This window comes from Candidatus Brocadia sp., assembly GCA_021646415.1.
Taxonomy (GTDB): Bacteria; Planctomycetota; Brocadiia; order Brocadiales; family Brocadiaceae; genus Brocadia.
In genome coordinates this window covers 58,854-68,004 of the sequence record SOEU01000018.1, presented here as the reverse complement: position 1 = coordinate 68,004, position 9,151 = coordinate 58,854, and the positions used below count along the sequence as shown (strand labels likewise).

7 protein-coding genes and 1 riboswitch are annotated in these 9,151 nt (G+C 42.3%); of the genes, 2 read left to right on the top strand and 5 right to left on the bottom strand.

From position 1 onward, the window contains the following. The 5 genes from E3K36_13675 to E3K36_13655 form a co-directional block, all read right to left on the bottom strand. The coding region (locus E3K36_13675; GenBank protein ID MCF6156258.1) for an IS1380 family transposase at positions 1 to 1,183 on the bottom strand (1,183 nt) is incomplete at its 3' end. A gap of 153 nt (positions 1,184 to 1,336) precedes the next feature. Then, entirely contained in the window at positions 1,337 to 2,341 is a 1,005-nt protein-coding gene (locus tag E3K36_13670) for a hypothetical protein (GenBank protein MCF6156257.1), read from the bottom strand. A 6-nt stretch (positions 2,342 to 2,347) separates the two neighbouring features. Then, positions 2,348 to 3,166: an LpxI family protein gene (locus E3K36_13665; GenBank protein MCF6156256.1), complete on the bottom strand. Its 819-nt coding sequence runs from the start codon at positions 3,164 to 3,166 to the stop codon at positions 2,348 to 2,350. 1 nt (position 3,167) lies between these two features. Further along, the gene (lpxD, locus tag E3K36_13660; protein MCF6156255.1) at positions 3,168 to 4,259 is read right to left on the bottom strand and encodes a UDP-3-O-(3-hydroxymyristoyl)glucosamine N-acyltransferase; all 1,092 of its coding nucleotides are present in this window, start codon (positions 4,257 to 4,259) and stop codon (positions 3,168 to 3,170) included. Next, complete coding sequence (locus tag E3K36_13655; GenBank protein ID MCF6156254.1) at positions 4,231 to 5,286, bottom strand: CPBP family intramembrane metalloprotease; 1,056 nt, start codon at positions 5,284 to 5,286, stop codon at positions 4,231 to 4,233. The genes lpxD and E3K36_13655 overlap by 29 nt, the downstream gene beginning before the upstream one ends. Before the next feature lie 220 nt (positions 5,287 to 5,506). Beyond that, positions 5,507 to 5,621: riboswitch (cyclic di-GMP riboswitch) on the top strand. Between the two features lie 59 nt (positions 5,622 to 5,680). Here E3K36_13655 and E3K36_13650 point away from each other — a divergent pair. Both E3K36_13650 and E3K36_13645 read left to right on the top strand, forming a co-directional pair. Continuing rightward, positions 5,681 to 7,618, top strand: a complete 1,938-nt coding sequence (locus E3K36_13650; GenBank protein ID MCF6156253.1) for a PEGA domain-containing protein — start codon at positions 5,681 to 5,683, stop codon at positions 7,616 to 7,618. A gap of 131 nt (positions 7,619 to 7,749) precedes the next feature. Beyond that, complete coding sequence (locus E3K36_13645) at positions 7,750 to 9,045, top strand: hypothetical protein (GenBank protein ID MCF6156252.1); 1,296 nt, start codon at positions 7,750 to 7,752, stop codon at positions 9,043 to 9,045. The last annotated feature ends 106 nt before the right edge of the window (positions 9,046 to 9,151 follow it).

The following is a 9,151-nucleotide window of genomic DNA, read 5'->3' as shown; positions in this document are numbered from 1 at the left end:
ACTGTTGTACTGCTCCTCCTGTGAGCAGAGACATCCACTTCAAGAGGTTATACGCCAACACCGCACACTGAAATAACGCCGCGTTGGCTAAAAACTCACCCGTGCGTAAATGCCCCGCATTCATCTGGCCCTTGCACTCTTCTATCCACGTCTCACAGGTTGCCCTCTTTCCATACGAGCGATGCGCTTCTATCGGACTTAACCGTTCTGTTGTAACGTAACAGAAATATTCATACACAGGGATATCAAACAACCCCCTCTCTATTTTGGTCAACTTCCTTACCGCCACAAATCGTCTTGCACAATTCCATGTGGTACATTGATATACAAAGTCGGCTTGCTCCCACCCTGCATCCCCTTCCACAGCCTCCCATTTCTGGCCTTCGAGCAACCCCGCCAGATTCTTCAACTTCACCTTGATAAGGTATCCCGCTGATACTGACTCCAGATAATTCAGTAACTCTCCAGAGAAAAAACCGCTGTCTCCCCGAAAGATTACCCGTACCCGCTTCTTCGTATATGCCATACACTCCTTCATGAACTCTACAATCCCATTGCTCGTGTATGCACTCCCGCAGCGAAACCAACTATGCAATATCTCTTTCGTCTCTGCCACAAACGCTATCACGGGATGATACGCCTTCTGCCCCTTCTTTTTGGGGTTATATCCCACTTCCGCACCCTGCTGATTCCCATATACTCCGTCCGCCGTTGAATCAACGTCTATCCACATATCGCTCAGCGCGCTTCTCAATTTATGCCCCGAACGCACCGCACGTTTCCACACCTGACCCCTGAATCGATGGATGATCCCCGTCAGTTCCACTATATCCCCCTGGGTTACCAGCTTCATTATTCGTCCTATCGTGGTATCTACAGGAATCTCTTTCCATCCCGCCATCTTCATCAGTACCTCATCTGCCCATACCTTCACGATCTGCACCATCGATGTCGCTCCGGCTATCAACCCGATTACTACCATTTGCACGGCATCTACAACCTGATACCGTGCGTTTACCCCGCGCTCCTTACGTACTGCTTCGTGTACCCGTTTCCTGAATAATAATTTCTCCATGAACGTCAGTATCGGTAACAGCCCTGCATGTACCGTTAGTCCCTTCCCATTCATCTCCGTCTTGATTTTCGGTTGTTTTCTTTCCTCGTTTTGTGCTATATTCTTCATTGAAAAGGTGAACCTCCTTTTAGGTGTTTTTATTCTCAAAATACCTTGAAATCCCTTGGAGATTCTACCATTTCTGGCCTAATCCTGCAACAAGGCTTCGCCTTGTTTGCAGGATTTAGGTAAAAAATTAAATATACGTGTCAAAATGTAAAATCATCTTGATTTTAATCCGGATGGGGAGTCTTCTAAAAGACGGTCATAAAGACCTTTTTGACTGGACCCAACAACATATACATTGTCCTTTCTATTTCCCCATATGCCTAACAAAATGTAATTGGTGCCACTGTTCTGTTTGCTCCATTTTGCGCCATTATAATAGAGTATGGTGCCGTAATCCCCTACAGCGAAGATGTTGTTAATATCAGTACCCCATATCCTTCTCAGCCAGTTATCAGAGCCGCTTGCCTGTCGTGTCCAATTCTTTTTGTTATAATGAATGATAAAACCGTTTGCTCCTGCAATGAATACGTTTTTTGAATCTGCTGACCAAACACTCGTCAGCCTATTATTACTGTTATGAATAGGCTTTGTCCATTTCTTTCCATTATAATGAAGTGTGATACCATAGTCTCCTACTGTCCATACATTGTCCTTGCTATTACCATGGATTCCATAAAGCCAATTGGTAGTCCCGCTATCGTGTTCGCGCCATTTCTCTTCATTGTAATGCAATATCTTTCCTAAAGTACCCACGATAAATAGGTATTTTCCATTAAAACCCCAGATGTCACTCAGCCAATCACTCATATCAATTTCTTGCCTTTTCCATTCCATACCGTCGTAATGAAGAACGGTACCGTAATCTCCTGAAACATAGATATTGTTGGGATTGTTACCCCAAATTCTGTTTAACCTATAGGTAGCACGGCTTTCTTGTGTCGTCCATGATTTACCATTGTAGTGAAGTATAGCGCCTTGTGCACCAACTGCAAAGATATTGTTGTCATCGAACCCATAAATGTCGTCAAGCCATGTTTTGAATTTGTGATAGATAGTGTTCCATGTCTTCCCGTCGTAATGTAATATGACGCTATCGCACATGTCCAATTCTATAGGCTGTTTTTCTAAACCCCACTCGTTTGCAAGGGTGAAATTGATAGTAAAAAATTGGCATGCAACGAAAAGAGTACAAAGAGAAAAATGTGTAGCGATTTTCATTTATTATTACAATCCAACAATGGCAATCTGTGCACGATCGGCGGCCTGAATGGTTTCTTCAACATCCAGAATGAGTGTTTTTTCTGCTTCCAAAGCGAGGACGGATGCAGCGGATTCTTTTAGTGTTGTAATAGTTTCCAGTCCAACGGTAGGAATATCAAATCGCGGGTCAAAATCATGTTTACTGACCTTAATGACGACAATATGCTCTTTTCCAAGATTTCCACCGCGGCGGATAGTTTCATCGGTGCCTTCCAGTGCTTCAACTGCTAAAACGACCTTTTCCTTTATCACGATACATTGCCCAATGCCAAGCCTTGCGATTTCTTTAGCAATATGCCATCCAAAGTGAATATCTTCCAGTTCCTTTTCTGTGGGTTGTTTTTTCGTCAATGTGCCCTTTTGTGCAAGCAGCTGCGGTACATAGAGGGTCGAATTTTGCAATTCAATACCGTCTTTCAATAGTTCATCTGCAACTGCCCCCAGCAATGAGTGATCGTCTCTTTTTTTTACATGTTTGTACCAGAGGTTAATTGTCCTTAAGTCTGGCAGGAAACGAAGATTTCTCCAGGAAGAGAACATGTTGGTTTTTTTGAGTCCACCTGCCATGACCGCCTTTGATATATGCTCCTGCTTAAATACCCTGATGAGTTTGCCTATCTGGGCGACACCAACCCAGTAAAGTTTTTCAACGTATTGTTCGATTTCCGGAGATGTCTCCCCTTCAATCCCAACGGCGATAATGGGGACGTTATTATCCCGTGCCCCTTTCGCAAACAATATGGGGAACCGGCCATTTCCGGCTATTAATCCGAGTTTTTCCATTTTACTGTCTTTCCTGCGTGCTTTGCGTACCCTGCGGTAAACTATTACGTTCTTCTAACTGCTTTATTCTCTTTTCCAGGGTCTTCATATATTCTCTCATTTCGGGTAGTTTTTCAATGATTACATAACATTTCCGCATCCGTTTGATGGGGAGTGCTGGTGCGCCAAGATACGTTTCATTACTCGGGATATCATTGATAACCCCCGAATATCCGCCAACGGTAACGTTGTCCCCAATTTCAATGTGTCCCACAACCCCAGCACCACCTGCAAGGGTTACGTGTCTTCCAATCCTGGCTGAACCCGCAATACCTACCTGGGATACAATCAAGGAATTTTCACCTACCTCCACATTATGCGAGATTACTACCTGGCTATCGATCTTTGTACCCTTTCGGATGATCGTCTCTCCCAGCACGGCGCGGTTAATTGTTGTGTTCGCTCCAATATCCACATCGTCTTCGATTATGGTAGTGCCGACCTGGGGAATCTTGTAATAACTCTGGCCATCTGGCGCGTATCCAAAGCCGCTGCTGCCGATAACAGTATTGCTATGAATGGTTACCCGTTTGCCAATCACCGTTTCGTTATAAATTACGGCGTTTGGATAAATAATGGTGTCATCACCAATTATGCAATTATCTCCAATAGAGACACACGGGTATACTACCACGCGGTTGCCAATCTGTGTATTTTGACCTATTGTGACGTAGGAGCGGATAGAAACGTCTTGTCCGATCACGGCCGTTTTGTCGATTCTGGCAGACCCATCGATACCCTTTGTGTATGTGGGCTTTTTATACATCAGGAGTTCCACTAACTTTGCAAATGCAAGATAGGGGTTATTGCATATCAAAAGATTCCTGTCTCTTTTCTGAGAAAGAGACAGGTTCGTGCCTTTCAATTTTGGCGATACGATTATAGCAGAGGCCTTTGTCTGATTGATTTTTTTAATATATTTATCATTGGATATAAAAGTAATATATCCTTCCTGCGCATCATCGATGCCCATGACACCCCGTATCTTTACGGAAGGGTCTCCAGCGACCGTACCGCCGACGTACTCAGAGAGTTCTTGCAGCGTTTTTTCCATTGTACGGCACTTTCGTTACAAAGCGTATGAGAAGTAATGTAAAAATTAAGAAACTCCACCCAAGCGCTCCAGTAATCATTTTGCTGTCACCAAACAACCACTTTAGATTCATTCCAACATGATCAAAGAATAATTTATTCGTCTTAATGAGAAATATCCATCCTGCGTGGATTCCAATAGCGAGATACAGGGACTTGGTTCGAAAATATGCATAAGACAGTACCACGCCAACGAGAAAAAGACCGATTATAGAAGGTAAAATGGAGGTAAAATTTACGATAATGTCCTTAAATGATTGGTAAATGACTATAAAGCCAATAAATGGCTGAAAACCGGGCGACACCAATAATTTTGTCTTGAAGAAGTGTAATAAGGAATAAAATAGACTGCTGATGCAAATAGCGGAAACGACACGCAAGTCCATCAACAGACTTTGGAATATAAATCCCCGGAATAGTATTTCTTCAATACATCCGACAAGATATGCGATCAGCAGTACCTTCAGGAGTTGGAAGATCATATCCGCGAGAGACTTTGCATCTGGTTGAAATGTTTGAGTACCACAGATCCACAAGAAGATAACATATAAAATAAACATCCCCGTACTCAGGAAGAATCCCATTTGTAGTTGTTCCCACCAGCCTCGAATAGGTTTTATTCCAAGAGTAACAAGCGAGCCGATCATCAGTTGTTTTCTCATGAGGAAGATGAGGAGAATGGCCACGGCCATCATAATACGGCGCATGACCCTGCCAAAATCATAACCTCCGTGCTTATAGTTGAGCAAATCTCTCACGAAAGGACTTGATGATGTCAATGTATCAAGGAAAGCCTTTATTAGGGGTGCAATTAAGCCACTGAGGCATAATGTCAGCAAGAACAGGAGGAATATTTTTTTGTGTTGTTTTATGTCAGTAAATGAATTCATGCTGAAATGATAGTGTTGTAAAAAGAAGTTGTCAACTGAAAATACCTTAAAAGATAAACCAGGACGCAAAAAAAACAGTAAAATCAAAAAGTGTGACATGTCACACAAGTGTGTAGTAACACAAGTGTGACATGACACACTTGTGCAATAGATTATTACAATAAATTTAAAGTTGTTTATATTTTTTTCAATCCCTGTATTATTTTGAAATAAGGTGATAGGACCCAATTTCTCAAAACAAATTCCATTTCGATATTGCTGGCATTTAACTTGCTCATTTGCATAATTATAAAGTGATTATATAATTCTAAATAAACATCAGCGATAAAGGTAAACCCTGAGTGATCAGGGGACACAAAGTAAAGGGTCTTCAACAGGGTAGAACCAGGAAGCCAGAAGAAGTTTAGAAATAAGAAGACAGCCTTACTGCCAAAGATGTTATTGAAAAGAAATCTTTGCAGTAAGGCTTTTTTATTTATAAGGATACATACCTATGAACAATTATTTGGTAAATACAAAAAATTTAATCTGTGTAGCAGTGTTTTTATTTCTGCCGAGTCTTGTTCTTTGTGCCTTTTCACAAGACGTTGAATCATCCGAAGTCGAAATTTCAGGATATTCGGACATTCCCCATGGCCGTGGTCGTCATTTTATTCGGGGCATATTGCCGCCAAAACAATATTTTGAAGATAGTCACATCCAGCGTTATGCCGTTGTGATCGGCATATCCGATTATAAAGACTCCAGGATACCGGATTTACAATATGCCGATGCCGATGCCCAGGCTTTTTATGACTTTATCACCAGCCCGGTTGGCGGCAATTTCAATAAAGAGAATATTGTATTGTTAAAAAACGATCGGGCAACCCTTAAAAACGTTAAGTCGGCCATCACGAATTTTTTAAAAAAGGCAGTCGACACCGATTTTGTGGTTATCTTCATGGCTTGCCATGGTGCACCCGAACCCGATCGTCTTAGTAATCTTTACCTACTGATGCATGACTCAGAACTCGATGACCTGTCAGCAACGGCCTATCACATGGAACATGTCAATGCAGATATGAAACGATACATCTCAGCAAAGAAGCTGGTTTTCTTTGCTGATACCTGTCATAGTGCTGGTTTGACGGAATGCACTATCGGTACGAGGGGATTTTTTAATACCATTAACGTAGCCCTTTCTACGCTTAAATCGGTCAGAGATGGCTGGGGAATTATAAGTGCCAGTCGTGCCGGTGAGGTCTCTATGGAATCCAGCAAGTGGGGAGGGGGACATGGGGTGTTTACTCACTATTTGCTGGAGGGGATGAAAGGAAAGGCAGATTTCGAAGGGAATAACAATGGCATTGTGACCCTTGCAGAGGCATTCGATTTTTTAGAGGACAAGGTAAAGCGGGCAACCCGGAATGCTCAGCACCCTGATACCTCCGGTAACTTCGACAATAACCTTCCCCTGGGATTCCCGGGCATAAAAATTTCTTCGAAAGAAAACAGACAAGCAACCGAGGTGCCACGCTTTGGGACCTTGCAAATTATTACAAATCCTGAAGGGGCATCTGTATATGTGAAAGGGAAGAAAGTTGGTACAACTCCTCTGAACATTAAGCTCATGAGTGGTACGTATCCGGTTACGGTAAAAAAGAGGGGTTTCGCCGATATGTCTGATAACTTTTTTATCAATCCAGATGAGGAGACAGATGAGTATATTGCGATGCTCAACGAAGAACTTTTGCTCGCACAGCTAAATCTTAATACCCTTGGTGGAAGTCACTTGAAAAATGATGAATCTGCGCAGAGTTTGGAATCTATTGAATCAATACATAACGGAGAAGATATACGGCTGACAGAAGACATCGAAGATATACAAAAGACAAAGGACAACATCGATACGCTTATTAAAGAATTAGAAATACTGGCAAAGGGACAGATTAGGGAAGAAAAACCCAGAGTCGCCAAAAAGACTAAAAAACTGAAATCCGAACTCATGGAGATTCCGATCACGATACCTGTGTCTCTTAAGGAGTTCAATGTGAAGATGGGCGCTTTATCGAAAAGACACGATATGGAAAGGCTGCGGCAAAGGGTTATTGATGCATTACTGGAGCAAAAGAGTTTAAGTGTCGTGGAAAGGGATTTAGAATTCCAGGAGGAGATTTTAAGGGAGCAAAGACTCTCTGGTTCTGTACTTGCCGATGCATTGTTCAGGATCGAATTAGGAAAGATACAGGGGGCTGCATTTCTTTGCTTTGGTGGCGTTTCTCAAGGAAATACATCGGATGAATTTATTCTAAGGATGGAGGTTGTAGATACTGCAACTACCCTTATTGATACATTTGAACGTGCCTTTCAGGGTGAGGAAAATTTGAGAATCGTGGCAAATGATGTCGCAGCAAAAATCAGAGAAAAAATTGCTGGTAAGCGAAAATTATAAAAATCGCTCAATAAGAAAAGAAGAAAGACTAGCGGGGCTGAGTTTCAGACCAAAAACATTTGGAACCACAGATTTCACAGATTATACAGATGATTTTAAAACTGGAGTAATCTATTTAAGAAAACTAACTTATGAATAAAAAAATCAAACACGATGTCCTGGCGCAGCACTGCAGCAACCAAAAGACCCCTCTCTTTCCCCCCTTCGCAAGGGGGGACACAGGGGGGTGTAAAAAAACTTTCCAAAAAAAGAAGTTTTTCCAGAGTAATACTCTAGTGCGGCTGTTACTGGGATTGCCTTTTATAAGCTGTGCTATAGTCTTCCAAATCAATGCAGACAACCGAAGAGATTATTTCAAATCAGCCTCACAGTGTGCAGATACAATGCAACCACCCCTTGTTTCCCCTTCCTCTCAGTATGAGAGAGAAAAGGCGGGAGAGAACGGTGGTTCTCATAACTCACAAAATACAGCAAATGACACGGTTCCGCCTGTAGTACACACCGATTTAAAACCCGCTATCGTCAATGACCAAAATCTTTTCTTTAGTATAGAATCTCACGATAATGAAGGTGTGGACAGGCTCTATGTTAATCAACAACCTTTAGAAATCTGCCCCGGGAAGCACGTATTCTTCAATCATTTGATAACACTGAATGAAGGGGAAAACACTATAACCATAAAGGCCGTTGATACCCGGGGAAATGAAACACAGCTATACCCAATCAAAATAACAAAAAAGACATTTGACCTTCTTGAGACGGATAACCTGTATACGGTTGCACTGCTTCCATTAAGGGTATTGGCACAGCACAATATATCCTCTGACGTTTTGTATTCCTTGTTACTCAAGGCATTTGATGAAGAGCCGAAGAGATTTAACCTTGTGGAACGGGATCCGGCAAAACTTGAGGAAATTCTCCATGAGCAAAAAATCAGCAACACAGAGCTTACATCTCCGGAAGCGGCTGTAAAGATCGGGAAGATCCGTGCGGCAGAGGGTGTGTTCTTCGGTTCCGTGGAAGAGAATGACGCGGGAATTACTATAACGTTACGGCTTGTTGATACCGAAACAACACGTATACTTGCAAGTGCCAGTGTGCATGAGAAAGATAGAAGTTTGAAGAATCTTGAATGGCTTCTCTATGGTTTGTCACTTAAGATGAAAGGACAATTTCCCATGGTACGGGGGAATATTATCAGTGTTTCAAGGAATGGATTCCTTTTTAATGCGGGTGCTGCCAATGGAATAAGAATGGGTATGAAGTTGTTGTTATTCCGGGAGATTAAAGAAGGGGATTTTGTTCTAAAAGAACCACTTGATGCAGTTGCCAGGGTAATACGGGTACGTCCCACAACTGCTTTTGCCAGAATAAGTGCAGAAAGTACTTCAAGGATAGAAAAGAGAGACCTTGTCATGACGAAATAAGTCAAAACCAATGTGAATGGCAGAAATGTCTAAGCAAATTGGAGAAATCCAGAGAAAGAGGATTGAACCTGGCTTAGGGCGGAGTACCTGTTGACAGTCGGTAGAA

Excerpts from the sequence above, each read along its gene's own strand:
- E3K36_13670 (MCF6156257.1), bottom strand. The coding sequence starts at position 2,341 with ATGAAAATCGCTACACATTTTTCTCTTTGTACTCTTTTCGTTGCATGC.
- E3K36_13665 (MCF6156256.1), bottom strand. The coding sequence starts at position 3,166 with ATGGAAAAACTCGGATTAATAGCCGGAAATGGCCGGTTCCCCATATTG.
- lpxD (MCF6156255.1), bottom strand. The coding sequence starts at position 4,259 with ATGGAAAAAACGCTGCAAGAACTCTCTGAGTACGTCGGCGGTACGGTC.
- E3K36_13655 (MCF6156254.1), bottom strand. The coding sequence starts at position 5,286 with ATGTCACACTTTTTGATTTTACTGTTTTTTTTGCGTCCTGGTTTATCT.
- E3K36_13650 (MCF6156253.1), top strand. The coding sequence starts at position 5,681 with ATGAACAATTATTTGGTAAATACAAAAAATTTAATCTGTGTAGCAGTG.
- E3K36_13645 (MCF6156252.1), top strand. The coding sequence starts at position 7,750 with ATGAATAAAAAAATCAAACACGATGTCCTGGCGCAGCACTGCAGCAAC.